The organism is Bordetella genomosp. 5 (genome assembly GCF_002261315.1).
GTDB lineage: Bacteria > Pseudomonadota > Gammaproteobacteria > Burkholderiales > Burkholderiaceae_B > Bordetella.
This window is the reverse complement of record NZ_NEVP01000011.1, coordinates 424,116-445,227: the sequence shown is the minus strand read 5'-3', so window position 1 is coordinate 445,227 and position 21,112 is coordinate 424,116. Positions and strand designations below refer to the sequence as shown.

The following is a 21,112-nucleotide window of genomic DNA, read 5'->3' as shown; positions in this document are numbered from 1 at the left end:
GCGTCGTGGTTCCGGCCCGGCGTCTTACTTGACCAGCGTCCAGTTGCCGTCACGCACGGTGATCAGCTCGCGTCCGCGTTCGTCGAAACCGCTGTGGTCGGCGGCGCTCATGTTGTAGACGCCCTGCGTGCCCACCAGCTCCTTGGTCTGTTCCAGCGCATCGCGCAGCGCGGAGCGGAACTCCTTGGTGCCCGGCTTGCCGGCCTTCTCAGCAATCGGAACGGCCTTCTCGAGCAGCAGGCCGGCGTCGTAGACGTTGGCGCCGAAGGTGGCGGGCACCGAGCCGTGCAGCTTCTGGTAGGCGGCGATGTAGTCGGAGGCGACCTTCTTGGACGGGTTGCTGTCGGGCATTTCCGGCAGCACCAGCATCAGGCTGGCCGCGAGGATCGTGCCTTCGACCTTCTTGCCGCCGAGCTTCAGGAAGTCGGGCAGCGCGGCGCCGTGGGTCTGGTAGAACTTGCCCTTGTAGCCCTGATCGAACAGGGTGGTCTGCGGCAGCACGCTGGCCGCGCCCGGAGCGGCGATCAGCACCGCGTCCGGCTTGGCGGCGAGGATCTTGAGCGCCTGGCCGGTCACCGAGCTGTCGAAGCGCAGGTAGCGTTCGTTGGCGCTGATCTTGATGCCTTTCTCGGTCGCCATGGCCGAGAACACCTTGTACCAGTTCTCGCCGTAGGGATCGTTCAGGCCGATGAAGCCCACCGTCTTGATGCCGGTCTTGGCCATGTGGTCGACCAGCGCACGGGCGATGATGTCGTCGTTCTGCGTGGTCTTGAACACCCACTTCTTCTGGTCGTTCATCGGCAGCACCACCGCGGCGGTACCCACCGGCGCCAGCATGGGCACGCCGGCCTCGGCGGCGAACTGGATCACGCCCATCGCGTTGGGCGAGCCCGACGGGCCGATCAGCGCGTCGACGTTCTGCTCCGAGATCAGCTTCTTGAACGCGGTGACCGATTGCGTGGAGTCGCTGGCGTCATCGAGCGAGATGTACTCGACCGTCAGGTCGCCGATCTTCTTGGGCAGCAGCGGGACCGTATTTTTTTGTGGGATGCCGACCAGGGCGGTGGGGCCGGTGGACGACGTGACCACGCCGACCTTGACCTGGGCCAGGGCGGGGAAGGCGATCAGGGCGGCGGCGGCCGCGGCCGCCAGGGAGAGCTTGTTCGACAACATGGCAATTCCTCCGTGCTTTGGAGAGGGTGGATGCTGCGCTTGCCGCGGGCGCCGGGAAGGGCGTCCGCGCTTCGTGGGACTGCTTGTTAGACGGGGTGAAACGTTCAGATCGTGATCGAGCCCACGCTCGCGCCGCCGCAGACATACAGCGTCTGGCCGGTCACGAAGCTATTGGCGGGATCGGAGAAAAACATGACCGCGCGCGCGACGTCGTCGCTGCGGCCGATGCGCTTGACCGGGATGTTGTTCGCGAGCGCGCGCTCGCGTTCGCTGCCGGGTTCGATGACCTCGTAGAACATATCGGTCTGGATCGGGCCGGGCGCCACCACGTTGACGGTGATGCCGCTGGGCGCGAGCTCCAGCGCCCACGTGCGCGCCATGCCGATCATGCCGGCCTTGGTGGCGGAATAGGCCGTGCGCGTGGGCAGGCCCAGCGCGCCGCGCGACGACAGCAGCACGATGCGGCCGTAGCCGCGCTCCTGCATGCCCGGCAGCGTGGCCTGCACCAGCGCCAGCGCCGCGCCCAGATGGATCTGCGTCAGTCCCTGCAGCTCTTCGGGCTTCACGTCGGGCAACAGATTCGGCCAGATCACGCCGGCGTTGTGGATCACGTGGCTCACCGGATGCCGGGCGGCCACCTCGGCGGCGGCCTGCGCCGTGGCGGCGGCGTCGAGCAGGTCCACCTGCACATGATGCAGGCGCGCATGGCGCTGTTCGCCCGTGCGGCGCGCCAGCGAAATCACCTCGTAGCCGGCCTCGAGCATGCTGCGGCAGATTTCGGCGCCGATGCCGGCGCTGCCGCCGGTGACGATGGCCACATTTTCATTGTTCATTGTGTTCCCCTTGCGTGGCGCTTGCGTCAGACCGGCGCCATGGCCAGCACGCGCAGCGGGCTGCCCGAGCCGTTGCGGATCTTCAGCGGCGCCGAGAAGATCACCGCGCCCTTGGGCGGCAGCTGATCGAGATTGGTCAGGCACTGCAGGCCATAGCGGTTGTTGCCGTGCATGAAGTAGTGGCAGGGATAGGGCGGATCCAGGTGCGCCGCCTGTCCCGCGTCGGTGCCGACCGACTCGGTGCCGAACCCATGCACGTCGCGCTCCTTGATGAGCCACGGCACGACATCCGCGTCGGGGCCCGGCGAGTGGGCGCCATCGGCCTGCATGTTCAGATATTCGGCGGGCTTGGCGCGCTTGGACCAGTCGGTGCGCATCAGCACCCACGAGCGGGCAGGAATCTCGCCATGCTCGGCTTCCCAACGCTTGACGAAGTCGATGGTGAGCAGGAAATCGAGGTTGTCGCGCGATTCGCGCGAGCAGTCGATCACGCAGGCGTTCGCGACGAAGGCCTCGACGGGGATGGTGTCGACGGTATTGTCGGGCTGGTCCTTGCCGCTGATCCAGTGGGCCGGCGCGTCGAAGTGCGTGCCGGTGTGCTCGGAACACGAGAAGTTGTTCCAGTACCAGGCCGGGCCGCGCTCGTCATAGCGCGAGATTTCTTCGATGCGGAACGGCCACGCCTGGCCGAACTCGGGCGGCAGCACGATGGTCGGAAACTCGGGCGTGAGGGTTTCGGTCAGGTCGACCACGCGGATCCGGCCTGCGGCCAGGTCGCCGACGAAACGGGCGAGGGTGTCTGCGCTCAATGGTTGCTCCTTGTCGATGCGGCGGGCTCAGGCGCCCAGCTCGCGTTCCAGTCCCTTGGGGTTGTCGGCCAGACGGGCGAGGAATTCCTCGGCCACGTCGCCCACGTACACGTCTTCGGTGCCCGCCTCGAGCGCGCGCACGATCGCGGCGGCGATCGCCTTGGGCGCCACGCGCGGGGGCGGCGTGCGCTGCTCCCATTCGTGGTCGACCGGGCCCGGGAAGACGTTGATCACGCGCACGCCCGCGGGCCGGAACTCGGCGCGCAGGCACTGCGCCAGCGACAGCGCGGCGGCCTTGCTCGCCGACCACACGCCGCGCGCGGGCAGATTCATCTGCGCATAGATGCTCAGCACGTTGACCCAGGCGCAGGCGTTGTTCAGTCCGTCGGCGGCGCGGCCGCACATCCCGGGGCCGAACGCCTGCGCCAGGCGCATGAGGCCGAGGCAATTGACGTCCAGCGCATCCCGCGCGCGGTTCACATCGCGCGCGCCGAGCAGCCCGCCCTCGCGTTCGTAGTCGGCCGTGTTGACGAGAATGTCGACCTTGCCGCCGATCGACGCGGCGGCGCGATCCACGGCGTCGGTGTCGGTGATGTCCAGCGGCAGGACGCTCACGCGCTCGTCCGTGCGCAGCGCCTCGAAGGCGGCGTCGCCGCGCCAGGCCTGCGGGTCGCCCACGAAGACCCGGGTGGCGCCGGCCTGCAGCAACGCGCCGACCAGGGCCTGGCCCACCGCGGAGCGCCCGTCGGTGACCAGGACGCGTCGCAGCTTCGGCGTGCAGGAGGTCTCGCGCAGCGTCTTGTCGTCTTCCATATGGGGTGTGTCCTTGGGCGGCAGGGCGATCATCACGGCCTGGCCGCTGCGATCCAGTTTGAGTACCAGGCGCACCGGCTCGCCGTCGCGGCAGTCCTCGTGCAGATGGGCCACCACGCTGGGGCCGGCGTCCATCACGACGGTGCCGACGTGCCAGGGCAGGCGCTCGCGGAAATAAAGGTCGTTGCTGTGCTGCAGGGTGGTGCGGGCGATGAGGGTGCCGCGTGGCGACACGTCGCGCCAGGGCAGCTCATGATGCAGGCAGGCGCCGCACACTTCGCGCGGCGGATACTGAACCGTGCCGCAGGCGGCGCAGACCTGCAGGCGGAACTGGCCGAGCGCCGCCGCGGCGGTCAGCCCCAGCGCGGCACGGCTGCGCGCGCCGGGCGGCAGCGTGGGCTGGCGCGTACGCGCGACCGGGTTTTTGCGCCCGGGGGGCTTGAGCGGGGCGGTCATGATGCGCTCCCGAGCAGCGCCGCGCCGGTGCACAGGCCGCGGTCGTAGTTGATCATGCCGAAGCCGCTCACCAGCGCGGTGCGCGCGTCGGCCACCTGCGTGCGGCCCGCGCCGCCGGTGAGCTGGCGCAGCGCTTCCACCGTGCCGAGATAGCCGCCGGCGGCGCCGGCCTGGCCGACCGAGAGCTGTCCGCCGTTGGTGTTGAACGGAAAGCTGCCGTCCACCGTGAAGGTGTGACGGCGCACGAACTCGGGCGCTTCGTTCTTGGCGCAGAAGCCCAGGTCTTCGAGCTGCATGAAGTTGATCACCGGGTAGTCGTCGTAGGCCTGCATCACATCGACATCCGCGGGGCCCCGGCCGGCTTGTGCGTAGAGGTCGTCCACGTCGAGCGTCCAGCCGCCGCGCGTCTGGATCGGATCCTCGCTCCAGGCGTTATGGCGCTCGATCGTGCCCAGCAGCCGCGCGTAGGGCAGGCCGAGCGCCCGGGCGCGTTCGTCGCTCATCACCAGGAAGGCGTCGGCGCCGGCGCAGGGCATGACGCAGTCGAAGAGGTGGATCGGGCTCGCGATCTCGCGCGCGCCCAGGTATTGCTCGAGCGTGAGCGGCTTCTTCATCAGCGCGTGCGGATAGCGCAGCGCGTTGTCGCGCTGGGCCACGCAGAGCTTGCCGAAGTCGGCACGGGTGGCGCCGCTCTCGCGCATGTAGTGGTCGGTGAGCAGCGCGAAGCTGGCGTTGGGGCCGCCCGCCCCGTAGGGATAGACGCCGTCCTGGGCAAAGCGGGAGAACTGGCTCACCGTGTTGCGGAACGAGTCGACATGGTTGGTATCGCCCGCGACGCAGGCGACGATCGAGGCGTCGCCGGCCTGCACGGCACGCGCCGCGCGGCGCAGCGCCACCACGCCCGAGGCGCCGCCCATCGGGATATGGTCGAGCCAGCGGGGCTGCATGCCCAGATGCTGCATCAGGCCGACCGCGCTGTCCGGCGCGAGCGTGAAGCTCGATACGCATACGCCGTCGACGTCGTGCTTGCGCAGGCCGGTGGCGCGCAGCAATTCGGCCAGCGCGCGTCCGAGCCACCAGTGCGCGGCATGCGTGCTGTAGCGGACGTAGGGCACCGTGACCGGCACGGCCACCGCGACGCCGTCGTAACCCTTGCGGCTCATGCGGCGTGCTCCTGGCGCTTCTTGAGCGCGCGGGTGTCGATGCAGCGTTCGGTGCCGAGCAAGGTCGGCGCCCAGTTTTTCATCTCGCCCCGCTGGATCTTGTTGGTGGTGGTGAGCGGCAGCGCATCCACGAACGCCACATAGCCGGGCGCCTTGTAATAGGCCAGTTGCTCCAGACACCACTGCACGAGTTCCTGCGCCGCGGCGGCGCGGCCGTCCGGGTCGGCGGGTTCGCTGTCGGCGACCACGCAGGCCAGGACCTCGTCGCCGCGCACGGGATCGGGCACGGCCGCCACGGCCGCGGTCTTGACGTTGGGGTGACGCAGCAGCACCGCCTCGACCTCGACGGCCGAGATGTTCTCGCCGCTGCGGCGGATCACGTTTTTCTTGCGATCGACGAAGCGCAGCGCCCCGTCGGCATCGCGGCGCACGATGTCGCCGGTATGAAACCAGCCGCCTTCCCACGCGGCATCGGTGGCCTCGGCGTCTTTCAGATAGCCGGCGAAGAAACCGTAGCGGGGGTCGTCGCCCGCATGGCGCACGAGCAGTTCGCCGGGCTGGCCCGCGGCCGCGTCGGTGCCATCGTCGGCCACGATGCGGACCTGAACGTCGGCCTCTTCGCGACCGAAGCAGTTCGATCCGATGTGGCGCGGCTCTTCGTTGGCGATGACGACGGCGCCGGCGCCGGTTTCGGTCATGGCCCAGGCCTCCAGCAGCGGGAAGCCGAAGCGGGCCTCGAAGGGCTCGTGCAGGCCGCGCTCGACGCCGGCGCCGAAGCCGAAGCGCACACGATGCTTGAGGTCCTGCGCGCTGTCGGGCGCCTTCATCAGCATGGCCGGCATCACGCCCAGGTAGTGCAGCACCGTGGCGCGCGAGGCGCGCACGCTGTCCCACCAGCTGCGCGGGTGGAAGCGGTCGAGCGGGATGAGGCAGCCGCCGGTCAGCACCATCGCCATGGCCGAATACGCCATGGCGTTCATGTGCACCAGGGGCAGCGGCGTGATCATGCGTTCCACGCCCGGGCGCAACGCGGCCAGGCCGCCGGCGCGCGCGTACCACCGGCCCGCGTGCAGGAAATAGCGATTGGGCAGGATGCAACCCTTGGGCCGGCCCGTCGTGCCCGAGGTGTAGAGCAGGGCGCATTCGCTCAGCTCGTCCGGCGCTTCGTTCGCGCGCGGGGCCGCGAACGGCGCGACCGGCACCGCGTCGGCCGGGCCCATCACGGCGAGCGGCCGGCCCGCCCGGCCGGCGGCGGCGCGCAGGTCGTCGTGCCGTTGCGGCAGCGCGACCGCCAGCGCGATCTCGGAGTGTCCCGTCAGGTACTCGAGTTCGGCGGCGCGCAGATCGGCGTTGATCGGCACGACCGACACGCCGAGCGCGTTCAGCGCGAACCAGTGCAGAAAGAAGTCGGGCCGATTCTCGAGCAGCAGGCCGGCGCGGTGGCCATGGCCGTAGCCCGCCGCCGCATAGGCGCTGCGCAGCGCTTCTACGCGGACCGCGGCGTCGGCATAGGCGAGCTCGCCTGCCGCGATGCCGTACAGGCCCGCCGTCTCCGGCAGGATACACAGGAAAGCGTGCTCCGGCCATTGGCGCGCGCTGTCGGTGAAAGCCTGGTGAACCGTTGCGTTCATGTCGCGCTCCTCACATGAACAGTTGAATGTTGCCGAAGGCCGCGTCGCAGTTCAGCAGATCGACGCGCTTGAGGCGCATGCGCAGCGCGCCGTCCTGGTCGACCAGGTGATGCGTGGCCCAGCCCGCGTAGAGGGTCTGCTCGTCCTGGCGCGACTCCACGTAATGGAAGGCGCTGCGCACCACGTAGCGGCCCTCGTCGGGCTGATGTTCGGGGTGGTCGTGTTCCACGGTGGGCGCCTGCAGCAGGTGATGCGAGCGGCTGCGCGGCTGTTGCGAGAACGTGCGGTTGCCCGTCAGGCGTTCGATCCGCACGCGTAGCAGCAGCTGGTCTTCGTACATCAGCGACGCATGCAGGCGCGCGTCCTGCTGGTCGTGGGCGAGCGGCATCCAGTAATGGCCATCGGCGGTGAAAAGCGCCAGCCACGCGTCGAACCGCTGCTCGTCGAGCAGGCGGGCTTCGGCGTAGACGAAATCGGCGAGGCGTTGGTCGAGCGGCGCGTTCATGCGCGGGCCTCCATGCTGTCGGTGAGGTAGCGGGCCCAGGCCCGGTACTGGTTGCGCATCTGCCATTCGTTGGTGCCGTTGGTGACGACGTTGCGCTGGCTCTGCTCGTCGGCCTGCCACAGCCGCGCCACGTTGACCCAGTCGTGCGAGCGGGCCGCCAGGCCTTGCTGGGCGCGCTCGTACATCTCCAGGTCGTCGTGGCCCACCACCGAGGTGGGCGCGTTGATCAGGCGGTTGTACATGAGGGTGCGTTCGAGCAGCAGGTCGGGCGCGCCGACCAGCCGGAAGGTCCACGACTCGACCAGCGTGCGGTCGGCGGCCAGCGGCTTGAAGATGCGCAGCGTCTGGATCGGGCCCTTGACCATGATGTTGGGGAAGTACACGGTGTTGTGGCGGACCTCGCCCAGGATGGCGTGGGCCCGGTCCTCGCCGTAGGCTTTCACCATCGCGTCCCAGTAGCCCGGGATCGTGGAGTACGACGCGTGAATGGAATCCGACACGCCGGTATGACCGTGGCCGTTTTCCCAGACGCGAATGCCCATGTTCTCGAAGAATTCGTAGGGCGAGATGAACGGCGCGAAGAGCTCCACGGCCATGGGCTTGGGCGTGCCCTCGGGTGCGGCCTCCCAGACCCTCACGGCGGTACCCGCCGAGGACTCGTGCGCCACCATCGGGTGGCAGGTGTCGGTCTGGTTGTCGACCAGCATCTTCCAGTTGCAGCGGTGCACGTAGCGGAACACCCCGCCCGCCACCTCGAGCCGGCCCTCGGGCGAGCGGTCGACCATGTTGTCGAGGGTGCTGAGCGACTCGCCGAAGAACGCCGCGAAATCCTGGCCCTGCGCGTTGAGGCGGCAGAAGATGAAGCCGCGATAATTTTCCACGGCGCCCACGGCCGCCATGCCGCTGCTGGCCTCGCAGGACGACAGCACCTCGGGGTCGTAGCCCTTCTTGAGCGGGATCGACAGGAGCGATCCGTCGGTCTTGAAGGTCCAGGCGTGGTAGGGGCAACGGAAGAATTTGCCGGTATTGCCGCAGGCATCGCCCGCCACCATGGTGCCTTTGTGCGGGCAGCGGTTGTACAGCACGCGTACCGATTTGTCGGTGTGGCGCACCATCACCACGGGCTGCGCGCCCACGGTGGTCGTGATGTAGTCGCCGTTGTTCGGCACCTGGCTCTCGTGGCCCACGTACACCCAGGTCGCGGCGTACAGGTGTTCCATTTCGAGATCGAACAGCTCGGGGCTGGTGAACAGATCCTTGTGCACTTCGGTCTCGCGCACCAGGGCGCGGACGGCGTCGGGATTGTCGCGGTAGCGTGGGCTCGCCATGTCTGCCTCTACAGGTCCAGCACCAGGCGGGCCGACTTGGCGCGCGAGATGCACATCTGAATGACCGTGCCGCTGGCCTTCTCGGCCGCTGACAGGTAGTAATCGCGGTGGTCCGGCTCGCCCTCCAGCACGGTGGCCTGACAGACGCCGCACTCGCCGCGCTTGCAGTCGTACAGCGGGTCGCAGCCGGCCTCTTCGAGCACATCCACGATGGTCTTGTCGGCCGGCACGGTAAGAACCTTGCCCGACTGGCGCAGCTCGACTTCGAAGGGCTGGTCGCCGGCCTGGGCCGTCGCCGTGGTGAAGAGTTCGAAATGGACGTGTGCCGGCGGCCAGCCGCGCTCGGCCGCCTTGGCGATCACCGCGTCGATCAGGCCCTTGGGACCGCACACATACAGGTGCTGATGCGGCGTGCTCGCCGCCAGCAGGGCATCGAGGTCGAAGCGGGCGGCGGGCTCGTCGTCGGCGTACAGGCGCAACGCGCCGCCCGCCAGACCCTCGAGCTCGCCGGCGAACGCCAGCTGCTCGCGGCTGCGCCCGGTGTAGTGCAGCGCGTAGTCGCGGCCGGCGCCGGCCAGCGCGGCGGCCATGGCGGCGATGGGGGTGATGCCGATCCCGCCCGCGATCAGCACCACAGGCGCTTCGCCGGCCGGGGCCTCGTGCAGCGGGAAGTCGTTCTTGGGGCCCTCGGCTTCGAGCTCATCGCCCACGGCTAGCGCGTGCATGTGGCGCGAACCGCCCTGGCTGTTGTCTTCGAGGCGCACGCCGAGGCGGTAGCGCGCCGGTTGTGCGAAACCGGCGGCGCCGCCTTCGGTGGCGATCAGCGAATAGCAGCGCGGCTCGGCCAGGCCGGGGATCGTGATCTTCAGGTGCGCGCCGGGTCCGAAGGCGGGCAGCGCGCCGCCGTCGGACCGCTCCAGACAGATCGAGCGGATCAGCGGGGATTCTTGGCGGATGTCACGTACGACGAGTTTCAGCGGAGCCACGATGGATCTCGATTCAAATGTCAGGCGGGAAGGTGTTCGGCGGCGCGGCGTTCGAGCGGCGCGCAGCTGGCCTGGGCCAGCGCCAGCTCGCGCAGTTCGCGCAGCCGCGCCGCGGCGTCGGGCTGGCCCAGCATGCGGCCCGCCGCGTCGATCAGCGTGTGGTACTTGCTCTGGCCGCGGGCGTGGGTGTCGCTGTAGCCCTTGACCAGACGGCGGCATAGCGTGGTTTCGACCGCCAGCGCGTAGTCGGTGGGCGCGATGCGGGCGATCAGCGCGAGCCAGGTCTGCAGGGCCTCGCTTTCGATCTGGTGGCGCAGGGTGGTGCGCCGGAAGCGTCGCATGCCGGCCAGTCCGTAAAACGCCAGAAAGCCCGGGAGCGTGCCCAGCCGCATGCGTTTGCCGCGCGCGAGCCGCTTTTCCACGAAGCGGCCGAAGCCCCGCGAATGCTCGAGCCAGCGGCCCAGGCGCACGGGCAGGGTGCCGCAGATTTCCTCGAGCCGGGGATGCACGAATTCGGTGGTGTAGACCAGCTGATCGGGCTTGGCGCCGACCTCGGCGCGCACGCGCTCGGTGCGGGTGCCGCGCGTCTTGAGGTCGGCGACACGGATCACGTCGTCGTACGCCATCGCCACCGCGAGGTGGCGCGCGGCCGCACAGGTCAGCGCCCAGCCCGCCGCGTCGCCGCCGTGCTGACGGTCCAGGGCGGCCAGCGTGTCCATGCGATCGAGGTACTCGCCGGCATAGGCCGGGTCCTGGTAGTCGATCAGCCGGCGCAGCGCCGCCACCATCAGCGGCTGGGCCGCGCCCGGGAAGTCGCGCCGCACCCGATCCAGCAGCGTCTGCGTGGCGGGGGAGGCGGCGTGTTCGGGCACCTCGGGCAGATGATCGGGCGCCACGATGGCATCGGGCTGGGCCGGCGCCTGCACCGCGGCGGCGTAACCGGCGCCGAAGGCGTGCAGGCTGGCCTGCACCCCGACACCGGCGCGCTCGATGGTGGCTTCGTAGGCATCGCGCGCAAACGGCAGGGCGCCGCTGCCGGCGACGGCGCCGAACAGGCTGGCGCTGATCACGCTGCCGTTGCGGTCGGCCAGCTCCTGCAGATCGAAGCAGAGAAAGCGGCGGGCGGCTTCGCGGCCGGCATCCAGCACCTTGTTCGGATCGGCGATGCCGTTGCCCGGCGCGGATTTCTCGCTCACCGCATAACTGCGGTGCGATGAGCTGATGAGCGTGGTGCGCTCCGGGGTGACGAGCCCGCGGGTAATGGCGCGGCCCCCTTCCATCAGCTCGGCGGCGACCACGAGATCGACGTCGCCCGGCGTGGGCATGAGCGCCAGCGCGGGTTGTCGTCCGGCGCGCGCGACTTCGGTCTCCGGCAGCAGTTCGAGGTAGTAGATGGTGGCGCCGGTGCGCTGGGCCACGCCCGGCACCGAGGTGGTCTGTGCCCACCATCCGGCATGCTCTGCCAGCTCCACGATCCAGTCTGCGAGCACGCCGCCGCCCTGGCCGCCCATGGCCAGGATGGCGATCTTGATCGGTTCGGTGCGGGCGGTATCGGTCAGGCTCATCGGGCGCTCACAGGGCGTAGCGGTTGAGGCGGGCGGCGCGGCGGCGTTGCAGGAAGCCGATCACGCCGTTGCGCACGCGGGCGAGCAGGCGGTCGCCCGCGCTCGGGTTGTGCACGATGTCGGCGCGGTAGAACGACGGGCACAGCACGGCGGCGTGCGCGACCTCGCCGCAGTTGCCGCAACCCACGCAGCTGCTTTCGACGTGTGCGACCGGGTCGGGCTTGAGCGGGTCGCCGCTGTCCTTCACCGAGAGCGAAGGGCAGCCCGACAGCCGGATACAGGCGTGATCGCCGGTGCAGACGTCGGGGTCGACGCCGAAGCGCTCCTTGACCACGCGCTTGCCTTCCTTGACCGCGCGATTGAACAGCGGCTTGATCCGGCGCTGCTTGTTCAGCATGCATTCCGACTGCGCAATGATGACCTTGGGCCCGCCCTCGTCGGTGGTGAGCGCCTCTTCGAGCACGGCGCGCACGCGCGACACGTCGTAGGTGTGGTCGATCGTGCGCACCCATTTCACGCCGACGCCACGCACGGCCGCGTCGATCGGATTGTTGGTGGAGCGGTCGGGATTCTCGGCGCGCGATGACAGGATGTCCTGCCCGCCGGTGGCCGAGGAATAGAAGTTGTCGACGATGACGATCACGCCATCGTATTTGTTGAACACGGCGTTGCCGATGCCCGAGGCGAGGCCGTTGTGCCAGAAGCCGCCGTCGCCCATGATCGATATCGGCCGCTTGGCCGCCGGCACGTTGAACGCCGCGGCGCTCGACGCGCCCAGGCCGTAACCCATCGTGGTGGCGCCCAGATTGAAGGGTGGCAGGATCGAGAACAGATGGCAGCCGATGTCACAGGAGATGTGATGCTGGCCGAGCTTTTCCTGGGCCAGGGTCAGGGCCGAGAAGATCGGTCGCTCGGGACAGCCGGTACAGAAGCCGGCGGGCCGAGGCGGCACGACGCTGGCCAGGTCGGCCGCATGGCGCATGAACGTGACGGGCTGCTCGGCCGGGCGTGCGGCCGGGGCGGGGCGCGCGCGCGTCACCTCGGTGGCCTGAAGCTGGCGCTCGCCCTGGGCGTCCGCGGCGGCGGGCGCGTGGGTCTGCAAGGCCTCCGGCGCATGGGCCGCCATGAATCGGCGGATGCCGTCGCGCATCACCTGGGTCGTGTACTCGCCCGCCATCGGCAGGACATCCTTGCCGGAAAGCTGAGTCGTGACACCGGCACGCCGCAGCACGGCGTGAAGATTCTGTTCGATGTAGTCGGGCTGCCCTTCTTCGAGCAGCAGCACCGCGCGCTTGTCGCGGCAGAAGTCCAGCACCTCGTCTTCGATCACGGGATACGTGACGTTCATCACATAAAGCGGAATGCGGCTGTTGCCGAAGTGATCGGCCAGGCCCTGCAACTGCAGCGCGCGGATCACGCCGTTGTACAGCCCGCCCTGCAGGATCAGGCCCACGTCCTGCAGCTCGCCATCGAAGAACTCGTTGAGCTTGCGCTCTTTGATGAACGAGATGGCGGCAGGCCAACGCTCTTTGATCTTTTCCTGTTCGTGCAGGAACGAGGCCGGCGGCAGCACGATGCGGCTGGTGTCGCGTTGCGGCGCTTCGAGCGCCTGCGCGAGCGAGAAGGCGGGGCGCTGGTTGTCCTTGGCGATGAAGCGGCCATGCACGTGACAGCCGCGGATGCGCAGTTGCAGCATGACGGGCGTCTTGCTCGCCTCGGACAGCGAGAAGCCGTCTTCGACCGCCTGCACCATGCTTTCGAGGTTGGGGCGGGGATCCAGCAGCCAGATCTGCGACTTCATCGCGAACGCGTGGGAGCGCTCCTGCATGATGGAGGAGCCTTCGCCGTAGTCTTCGCCCACGATGACCAGCGCGCCACCCGTCACGCCGCCCGAGGCCAGGTTGGCCAGGGCGTCGGAGGCGACGTTGGTGCCCACCGTGGATTTCCAGGTGACGGCGCCGCGAATGGGGTACATGACGGAGGCGGCGAGCGTGGCCGCGGCGGTGGCCTCCGAGGCGCTGGCCTCGAAGTGCACGCCCAGCTCCTGCAGGATCTCGTTGGCATCCGCCAGCACGTCCATCAGATGCGAGATGGGCGAGCCTTGATAGCCGGCGACATACCCCACGCCGGACTGCAGCAGGCCCTTGGTGACGGCAAGAATGCCTTCGCCGCGGAACTCTTCGCCCGCGCCAATGCGCAACTGCTGGACTTCTTTCTTGAACGACCTTTCCGCCATCGAGAAACCCCTTGAGCACGGACCTCAGGCCCGCGTTGGAATGTTGCGTGGCAACACGCACTTCCTGTTTTTCTGGCACCGCGAAAATACTTTAGAAGTCAACTTTTTAGCTGTCAATGAAAAACATGAAATTTCATTGAAAGAAAAAAATATCACGCTAAAACAAGGGTGTATATACTCGTTGTCCTGTGCTTTCGCTGCTGGCACGATGCCTGAAAGTGGTGCAGACGGCGGGTTTTATTCAGGGCTAACCCTATGCTGCGCAACAGCATCCCGACACGATGTGGTGCAGACCTGACCGAGGCGGCACCGGGCTGGTGCGCAGGCTGCTGCGATGCGTCAGCCGTGCGGGTTCGGCGGCCCGTTACGGACGCTGCGCGGGTCACGAATCAGCGGTGGTGCAATTCAGCAACGATGGGCGCGGACGACTCATGAAGAAAAACACAGCGACATCCGAGGCAGGCGAAGGCAGTCCCCGTTTCGTCGACAACTACCTGGCGTATCTGCTCGCGCAGGCGAGCCATCGCATCTCGGCCGAGTTCCACCGCCAGGCCAAGGAGGCCGGCATCTCGGTGACCGAGTGGCGGGTGCTGGCCAGTCTCGAAGGCAGCCCCGGTGAAACCATCGGTTCGCTCGCGGCGCTCGCGCTGACCAAGCAACCCACGCTCAGCAAGGTGGTGCAACGACTCGAGGCCGACGGCCTGGTGGTGCGCGCCGGGGTTCGCAGCGACCGGCGCCAGACGCGTGTGCGCATCACGGCGAAGGGCCACGCGCTGGTGGGCTCGCTCTGCGCGGCCGCGCTCGAGCATCAGGATGCCGTGCTGCGGCCCTTCGGCCACGAGCGCGCGGCCCAGTTGATGGAAATGCTGCGCGCCCTGATGGGTACCCCCCTCGAGCCCGCCGACGACGAAGAAACCTGACCGCGCCGGCGCCGCACGGCGCTCGATGCGGGCTCAGCCCGAATGGGGATCCAGGGGGCCAGACAGGTACTGCATGCAGAGCTCGCCGAGGCGCAGCAGGGCGGGCGGCAGCGTCTTGCCCTCCAGCGTCACGAAGACGAACTGCGATGACAACGCCAGCTCGGGCCGCAGTTCCATCTGCACCAGCTCGCCGCGCGCGATCGCCGGTTGCGCCACCTGCAGCACACCGAAGAACACGGTATCGGTCGTGCGCACCAGATCGACCAGCGCCTGGATGTCGTTCGACTGATATTGGATGGCGTCGATGAAGTGCACCGGCGGACCGAAATAGGCGTTGAGCCGGTGCATCACCTCGTCGCTGATCGCGCGGCCGCTGGCCGCGACGGCATAGCGGCGCAGGGCATCGAAATCGAGCGCGTGCCGGCCGGCGAGCGGATGGCCGGCGCGCACCACGAAACCGAGCGGCGTGCGCGGGAAGAAGCGCAGGTGCAGGTCGGCGTCGGCGGGGATGTGATTGCGGTGTACCACCAGCGCGTCGACCGCACCCTCGCGCAGTTCCTGCACCTGCATCTCGGGCGTGCCCCCGCTCAGCAGCAGCTTGATCGCCGGGTAGCGCTCCTTCATCTCGCGCAGCAGCGGCAGCGACAGGATCGCGGTGGGCGTGGGTCCCAGACCCAGTCGCAGCGTGCCGCCCGCGTAATCGGCCAGCAGGCTGGCGCTGCGGCGCAGCTCGGCGAGTTCGACCCGGATACGGCGCGCGCGGACGATGGCCAGCTCGCCCAGCGCCGTCAGTGTTTTCCCTTTGTCGCGCTCGAGCAGGCGGCCGCCGAGCGTCTCTTCGAGCGCCTGGATGCTGCGGCTCAGGGCGGGCTGCGTGAGATGCAACTTGGCCGCCGCGCGGCTGAAAGACTGGGTTTCCACGAGGACGAGGAAGTGTTCGAGCTGCTGCAGGTTCATCCGCGCCCCTTGTTTTATTACGTTCTGATTATGCTTTGATGATGAATTATGCATTGGACGTAATGAAAACGGCCTTCCAGAATGCGGGCCTTCACTGTCCGAATTCTCTGGAGCAACCGGCCATGGCCCATCGTTCGCCCTTTCCGCAGTCGGTTTCACCCCTGGTTCAACGTCTGTTGGGACTGGCCGCGGCCGGCACGCTCGCGCTGAGCATTGCCGCTCCGGCTGCCGCCGCCAACTGGCCGGTGCGTCCGGTATCGGTGGTGGTGCCGGTGGCCGCGGGCGGGGCGGCCGATGCGCTGGCCCGGGCCTGGGCCGCCTACGCCAGCAAGGAAATCGGCGGCACCGTGGTGGTCGAGAACAAGCCCGGCGCCAACGGCAGCATCGCGGCCGCCTTCGTGGCCAAACAGCCGGCGGACGGTCATGCGCTGCTGTTCGGCAGCACCTCCAACATGTCGGTCAATCCGTTCACCTACTCGCAGCTGGCCTACAACCCCACGCGCGATTTCGATCCGATCACGAAGATCGCCGGCACCTCGCAGGTGCTGGTGGCCAATCCCAAGACCGGGATCCGCTCCGTGGAGGATCTGGTGAAGAAGGCCAAGGCCGATCCCGGCCATCTCAACTACGGCTCGGCCGGCATCGGTAACTCGACCCATCTGAACGTCGCGTTCCTGGCCGAACATTTCAACATCAAGATGTCGCATGTGCCGTACAAGGGCGCAGCGCCCGCGATGATGGATCTGATCGGCGGCCAGATCGACCTGACCTCCGACGCGCTGACCGGCGCGGTGCCGCAGGTCAAGACCGGCAAGGCCGTGCCGCTGGTGATCTTCGGCACCGACCGCGTCGCGCAGTTGCCCGACGTGCCTACGATCGCCGAAGTGGGCGTGCAAGGCTTCCCCGGCGATGCCTGGTACGGCCTGATGGCGCCCAAGGGCACGCCGCCCGAGATCGTGACGCGGCTCACCGAGGCCACGCGCAAGTTCTGGGCCGACCCGGCGGTGCGCAAGCAGATGGACGAGATCTACATGACGCCGCCGAAGGCCCTGGGGCCCGAGTCGGTGGCGCAATCCATGACGACCGAAGCCGAGGTTTGGGGCCCCATCGTCAAACGCCTGGGCATCCGCAACGACTGAGTCATGCCGGGCCGCGCGCCCGGCGTTTTCTTGAGACACCATGAACGCCATTCCCACTCCGCCCCTGGCCGAGGCCGTCGAGCATCTGCCGCGCGGCGAAGACTTCCTGCTGTGGCCGCCTTGCCTGCAGTCGTACGGCTATCGCATCGTCGACCGCCTGTTCGCCACCCGCACCATCCGCCGGGGCGCGCAGCCCCGGCCCATGCCGCGCGCGCCCGAGATCGACGTGCGCTTCGATCAGGCCGGCGAGACGCTGGGCGTGGCCGACCTGATGGACCGCAACAACGTGGCCGGCCTGATCGCGATTCATCGCGGCCACATCGTGCTCGAGCGCTATGGGCTGGGCTTTCGCCCGCAGGAGCGCTGGTCGACCATGTCGACGGTCAAATCCATGACCGCCATGCTCACCGGCGCGGCGCTGCACGATGGCGCGATCGCCAGCCTCGATGACCCGGTCACCGCTTATGTGCCGGCGCTGGCCGGCTGTGCCTACGACGCCGTCACGGTCCGCCATCTGCTCACGATGTCGTCGGGCATTGCCTGGGAAGAGAACTACACCGACAAGGCGTCGGACGTGAACCGCTACAGCAAATCGCTGGCCGACAAGGTGCCGGGCGGTGTGCTGGCGCTGTTGCGGGCCTGCCATCGCGCGCACGACGCAGGGCGCATCTGGCACTACAACACGGGCGACACCTATCTGCTGGGCGCCGTGCTGAGCGCGGCCACCGGCGGCACGCTGGCCGACTACATGTCGCGCCGCATCTGGCAGCCGTGCGGCATGGAGTTCGACGGGTTCTACACGCTCGAATCTGACGACGGTCAGGAGATCGGCGGCAGCCGCGCGGGCATGACGCTGCGCGATATCGGCCGCTTCGCGCAGTTCGTGCTGGACGACGGCGTGGTCGGCGGCGAACGCATCCTGCCCGAGGGCTGGGTGGCGCAATCCGGCACGCCGGCGTTCCGGATTCCGGCTGACCTGCACACGGCGCAACGCCAGGCGCTGGGGCTGACCGCCTACGGCTACAGCTGGTGGCTGCGCGAGGACGGCGCGATGATGGCCATGGGCCATTCCGGCCAGCGCATCTTCATCGATACGCGCGCGCAGCTGGCGGTCGTGCAGCTCGCGGCCTATCCCGAACCGCGCTACGTGAGCCCCAACGAGCCCGACCGCGACGCCGCGCTCAACGCCTTCATCCTGGCCCTGCGCGACGCCACCGGAGCCCGCGCGTGAGTTCGCGCCGCGCCATGATCTGCGCGGCCCAGCCCGAGGCCGCGGAGGCCGGCGCGCGCGTGCTGATGGACGGCGGCAACGCGGTGGATGCCGCCGTGGCCGCCGCGTTCACGCAGTGCGTGGTGGACCCGATGATGGCCGGCATCGCGGGCTACGGCACCTTGCAGATCGCGCTGCCCGCACGCGGCGTGCACACCTGCATCGACTTCTGCGCCCGGGCGCCGGCCGCGGCGCGCCCGGATATCTGGGCGCATCTGCCCCTGAACGAAACGCCCGATGGTTACGCCTTCGTGGTCGAGGGCAACGTGAACGAGGCCGGCTATCAGTCGATCGGGACGCCCGGCACGCTCGCGGGCCTCGATCATGCGCTGTCGCGCTACGGCACGTGGTCGTTTGCCGACGCGCTGGCGCCGGCCCTGCGGCATGCGCGCGAAGGCGTGGTGGTGCGCCCGCACATGTACCAATACGGCGCGCTCGACCGCGCGCGCGGCGGCATGCTGGAGACGCGCGAGCGGCTTGCGCTGACGGCCACCGGCCGCGCGGTGTACCTCGATGCCGAAGGCCAGTTCAAGCGGCCCGGCGAGCGCCTGCACAACCCCGACCTCGCCGCCACGCTGGAACATCTGGCGCGCGTCGGCGCGGCGGATTTTTACCGCGGCGAGATCGCCGGGCGCATCGCCGACGACATGCGCGCGCACGACGGCCTGCTCACGCTGGCCGACCTGAACGCGTATCGGGTCGCCGAAGTGGCGCCGCTGTGGGGCGAGTATCGCGGCTGGCGCGTGGCCGGTTTTCCGCCGCCCGCCGGCGGCCTCACGCTGATCCAGGCGCTGCACGTGCTGGCGCAATTCGACGTGGCCGCGCTCGGTCACAACAGTCCGGCCTACCTCGATCTGCTGGCCCGCGCGCTCAAGTGGGTCACGATCGACAAGGACACGCTGATCGGCGATCCCGAGTTCGTCACCGTGCCCGTCGAGCAACTGCTGTCGCAGGCACACGCGGCGTCGATCGCCGCGCGCATCCGCGACCGCGTGCCCGCGGAGCTGGCCCGGCTCGCGCCCGGCATCGCCGCCGAACCGCGCGACACCACGCAGGTCTGCGTGATCGACGCCGCGGGCAACGCGGTCACGCTCACGCATAGCCTGGGCACCAGCTCCGGCATCATCACCGACGGCCTGGGCGTGCTTTACAACGGCCTGCTCAGCGGCTTCGACCCGCGTCCGGGCCGGCCCGCCTCGATCGGCCCGGGCAAGCGCCGCACCAGTTCGCAATGCCCGCTGCTGCTGTTTCGCGACGGCGAAGTCCAGGCGGCGCTCGGCGCGCCGGGCGGCACGGCCATCGCGTCGGCCCTCACGCAGACGGTCGTGAATCTGGTGGATTTCGGCATGAGTGCCTTCGAGGCCGTGGCCGCGCCGCGCATCTCGGTCACCGGCAACGCGATTGACGTGTCCAACCGGATCCCGCGTTATGTGACCGACGCCGTCGAGGCGCAAGGTCAGACGATCCATCGCTCCTGCCATAGCTACGCCTTCGCCGCGCCCCACGTGGTGTCGCGCATGACCGGCACGCTGCAAGGCGGCGCCGACCCCCAGCGCGACGGCGTCGCGCTCGCTGTGGCGCTCTGAAGAGACGCCCGTCTCACTGTCCCCGGTTTCACAACCTGCGGTAATAAGTGGCCCGCATGGGCAGAAACCCCTAATTGACGGCGCTGTCGGGCCTAGGCAATATCCGCCGGTCTTTAATATTCAGATACCTGTCAGGAGCTATCATGCGCCGCACCTTGATTGCTATCGCGATCGCCGCCGCCGTCGCTGCCCCCACCATCGGGCACGCCAAGACCTTCCGCTGGGCTGCCCAGGGCGACATCCTCACGATGGATCCGCACTCGCAAAACGAGGGCATGACCATCGCGGCGAACAGCTACATCTACGAGCCGCTGGTCGACTACGACGCCTCGTTCAAGGTCGTGCCGCGCCTGGCCACCTCCTGGGAGCAGGTTTCCCCCACGCTGTATCGCTTCAAGCTGCGCGAAGGCGTGAAGTTCCACGACGGCGCCGCCTTCACGGCCGACGACGTGGTGTTCTCGGTGCACCGCGCCATGGCGCCCACCTCGAACTACAAGGCCTACACCACCGGCATCAAAGAGGCGCGCAAGATCGACGACCTGACGGTCGAGATCGAAACGTCCGCCCCGAACCCGGTCCTGCTGCGCCAGCTGCCCAACGTGTTCATCATGAACAAGGCCTGGGCCGAAAAGCACAACGTCACCAAGCCGCAGGACTTCGTCAACAAGGAAGAAACCTTCGCGGCGCGCAACACCAACGGCACCGGCCCCTACCAGCTCAAGTCGCGTGAAGTCGACGTGCGCACCGTGTTCGCCGCCCACGCCGGCTGGTGGAACAAGGACAAGAAGGTCGGCAACGTGACCGAAGTGGTCTTCACGCCGATCAAGCAGAACGCCACCCGCACGGCCGCGCTGCTGTCGGGCGAAATCGACTTCGTGCTCGACCCGGCCGCCCAGGATCTGGATCGCCTGCGCCGCGAAGCCAAGGTGGTCGAAGGCAACGAATACCGCACCATCTACATCGGCTACGACCAGAAGCGTCCGGAGCTGCTGTACTCGAACATCAAGGGCAAGAACCCGTTCCAGGACGTGCGCGTGCGCGAGGCCCTGTACCGCGCCATCGACGTCGACGCCATCAAGCGCGCCGTGATGCGCGGCCTGTCGGCCCCGACCGGCACGATGATCGCGCCGCAGGTGCACGGCTGGACCGAAGCGCTGGCCAAGCGCGTGCCCTACGATCCCGAGAAGTCGCGCGCCCTGCTGAAAGAAGCCGGCTACGACGGCACGCTCAACTTCACGCTTGATTGCCCGAACAACCGCTACATCAACGACGAAGCCATCTGCCAAGCCGTGGTCGGCATGTGGGCCAAGGTCGGCGTGAAGGCCTCGCTCAACGCGATGCCGCGCGCCACGTACTTCCCCAAGGTGCAGAACCGCGACACCAGCGTGTATCTGTTCGGCTGGGGCGTGCCGACCTTCGACGCGATGTACACGCTGCAGAACCTGATCCGCACCAAGGGTGAAGGCGCCGACGGCATGTACAACCTCGGCGATTACAGCAACAAGGAAGTCGACGCCATCATCGATCGCGTCAAGACCGAAACCGACGTGGCCAAGCGCGACGCCGACATTCACAAGGTGCTGGAGATCCACGCCAAGGAGTTCGGCCACATCCCGCTGCATGACCAGGTCATCCCGTGGGCCATGCGCAAGAATGTCAGCGTGACGCACCGCGCCGACAACCGCCTCGTGGCCGAGTGGGTCAAGGTCGACTGACCTCGGTTTTTCCTCTCCAGCGGCGGC

At 68.4% G+C, this 21,112-nt stretch carries 18 protein-coding genes; 6 read left to right on the top strand and 12 right to left on the bottom strand.

Translation table 11 applies throughout. The features are described from left to right. Positions 1–24: 24 nt before the first annotated feature. From CAL25_RS19170 to CAL25_RS19120, 11 genes are all read right to left on the bottom strand, one after another. Positions 25–1,173: an ABC transporter substrate-binding protein gene (locus tag CAL25_RS19170; protein WP_094802927.1), complete on the bottom strand. Its 1,149-nt coding sequence runs from the start codon at positions 1,171–1,173 to the stop codon at positions 25–27. A gap of 104 nt (positions 1,174–1,277) precedes the next feature. Then, entirely contained in the window at positions 1,278–2,006 is a 729-nt protein-coding gene (locus tag CAL25_RS19165; protein WP_094802926.1) for an SDR family NAD(P)-dependent oxidoreductase, read from the bottom strand. A gap of 26 nt (positions 2,007–2,032) precedes the next feature. Next, complete coding sequence (locus tag CAL25_RS19160; protein WP_094802924.1) at positions 2,033–2,815, bottom strand: cyclase family protein; 783 nt, start codon at positions 2,813–2,815, stop codon at positions 2,033–2,035. 27 nt (positions 2,816–2,842) lie between these two features. Continuing rightward, a complete protein-coding gene (locus CAL25_RS19155) occupies positions 2,843–4,084 on the bottom strand; it encodes an SDR family NAD(P)-dependent oxidoreductase (protein ID WP_094802922.1) in 1,242 nt (413 codons plus the stop codon). After that, complete coding sequence (locus CAL25_RS19150; RefSeq protein WP_094802920.1) at positions 4,081–5,247, bottom strand: thiolase family protein; 1,167 nt, start codon at positions 5,245–5,247, stop codon at positions 4,081–4,083. Before CAL25_RS19150 ends, CAL25_RS19155 begins: the two co-directional genes overlap by 4 nt. Continuing rightward, complete coding sequence (locus CAL25_RS19145) at positions 5,244–6,878, bottom strand: AMP-binding protein (protein WP_094802918.1); 1,635 nt, start codon at positions 6,876–6,878, stop codon at positions 5,244–5,246. The genes CAL25_RS19150 and CAL25_RS19145 overlap by 4 nt, the downstream gene beginning before the upstream one ends. A gap of 10 nt (positions 6,879–6,888) precedes the next feature. Next, positions 6,889–7,383 (bottom strand): aromatic-ring-hydroxylating dioxygenase subunit beta, encoded by a 495-nt coding sequence (locus CAL25_RS19140; RefSeq protein ID WP_094802916.1) that lies wholly within the window; start codon positions 7,381–7,383, stop codon positions 6,889–6,891. After that, complete coding sequence (locus CAL25_RS19135) at positions 7,380–8,711, bottom strand: aromatic ring-hydroxylating dioxygenase subunit alpha (RefSeq protein ID WP_094802914.1); 1,332 nt, start codon at positions 8,709–8,711, stop codon at positions 7,380–7,382. Before CAL25_RS19135 ends, CAL25_RS19140 begins: the two co-directional genes overlap by 4 nt. A gap of 8 nt (positions 8,712–8,719) precedes the next feature. Next, positions 8,720–9,697 carry a PDR/VanB family oxidoreductase gene (locus CAL25_RS19130; protein ID WP_094802912.1) on the bottom strand — a complete coding sequence of 326 codons (978 nt, stop codon included), beginning with the start codon at positions 9,695–9,697 and terminating at the stop codon, positions 8,720–8,722. Between the two features lie 20 nt (positions 9,698–9,717). After that, entirely contained in the window at positions 9,718–11,262 is a 1,545-nt protein-coding gene (locus tag CAL25_RS19125; protein WP_094802910.1) for an indolepyruvate oxidoreductase subunit beta family protein, read from the bottom strand. A 7-nt stretch (positions 11,263–11,269) separates the two neighbouring features. Next, positions 11,270–13,498 (bottom strand): indolepyruvate ferredoxin oxidoreductase subunit alpha, encoded by a 2,229-nt coding sequence (locus tag CAL25_RS19120; RefSeq protein WP_094802908.1) that lies wholly within the window; start codon positions 13,496–13,498, stop codon positions 11,270–11,272. Between CAL25_RS19120 and CAL25_RS24095 the strand changes: the two genes are divergently transcribed. Both CAL25_RS24095 and CAL25_RS19115 read left to right on the top strand, forming a co-directional pair. Beyond that, a complete protein-coding gene (locus tag CAL25_RS24095; RefSeq protein WP_141217952.1) occupies positions 13,479–13,796 on the top strand; it encodes a hypothetical protein in 318 nt (105 codons plus the stop codon). The two genes, CAL25_RS19120 and CAL25_RS24095, sit on opposite strands and share 20 nt — an antisense overlap. Positions 13,797–13,929: 133 nt before the next feature. Then, a complete protein-coding gene (locus CAL25_RS19115) occupies positions 13,930–14,418 on the top strand; it encodes a MarR family winged helix-turn-helix transcriptional regulator (protein ID WP_094803305.1) in 489 nt (162 codons plus the stop codon). Between the two features lie 33 nt (positions 14,419–14,451). On the opposite strand, the gene CAL25_RS19110 is transcribed toward CAL25_RS19115, so the two are convergent. After that, a complete protein-coding gene (locus CAL25_RS19110; RefSeq protein WP_094802906.1) occupies positions 14,452–15,375 on the bottom strand; it encodes a LysR family transcriptional regulator in 924 nt (307 codons plus the stop codon). A gap of 122 nt (positions 15,376–15,497) precedes the next feature. Here CAL25_RS19110 and CAL25_RS19105 point away from each other — a divergent pair, with 122 nt between their 5' ends. From CAL25_RS19105 to CAL25_RS19090, 4 genes are all read left to right on the top strand, one after another. Beyond that, positions 15,498–16,514: a Bug family tripartite tricarboxylate transporter substrate binding protein gene (locus tag CAL25_RS19105; protein ID WP_249279151.1), complete on the top strand. Its 1,017-nt coding sequence runs from the start codon at positions 15,498–15,500 to the stop codon at positions 16,512–16,514. Between the two features lie 40 nt (positions 16,515–16,554). After that, on the top strand, positions 16,555–17,745 hold the full coding sequence (locus tag CAL25_RS19100; protein ID WP_094802904.1) for a serine hydrolase domain-containing protein: 1,191 nt from the start codon (positions 16,555–16,557) through the stop codon (positions 17,743–17,745). Further along, positions 17,742–19,370 carry a gamma-glutamyltransferase family protein gene (locus CAL25_RS19095; RefSeq protein ID WP_249279150.1) on the top strand — a complete coding sequence of 543 codons (1,629 nt, stop codon included), beginning with the start codon at positions 17,742–17,744 and terminating at the stop codon, positions 19,368–19,370. The genes CAL25_RS19100 and CAL25_RS19095 overlap by 4 nt, the downstream gene beginning before the upstream one ends. A gap of 143 nt (positions 19,371–19,513) precedes the next feature. Then, positions 19,514–21,085, top strand: coding sequence for an ABC transporter substrate-binding protein (locus CAL25_RS19090; RefSeq protein WP_094802902.1), 1,572 nt, complete (start codon positions 19,514–19,516; stop codon positions 21,083–21,085). Positions 21,086–21,112 lie beyond the last annotated feature (27 nt).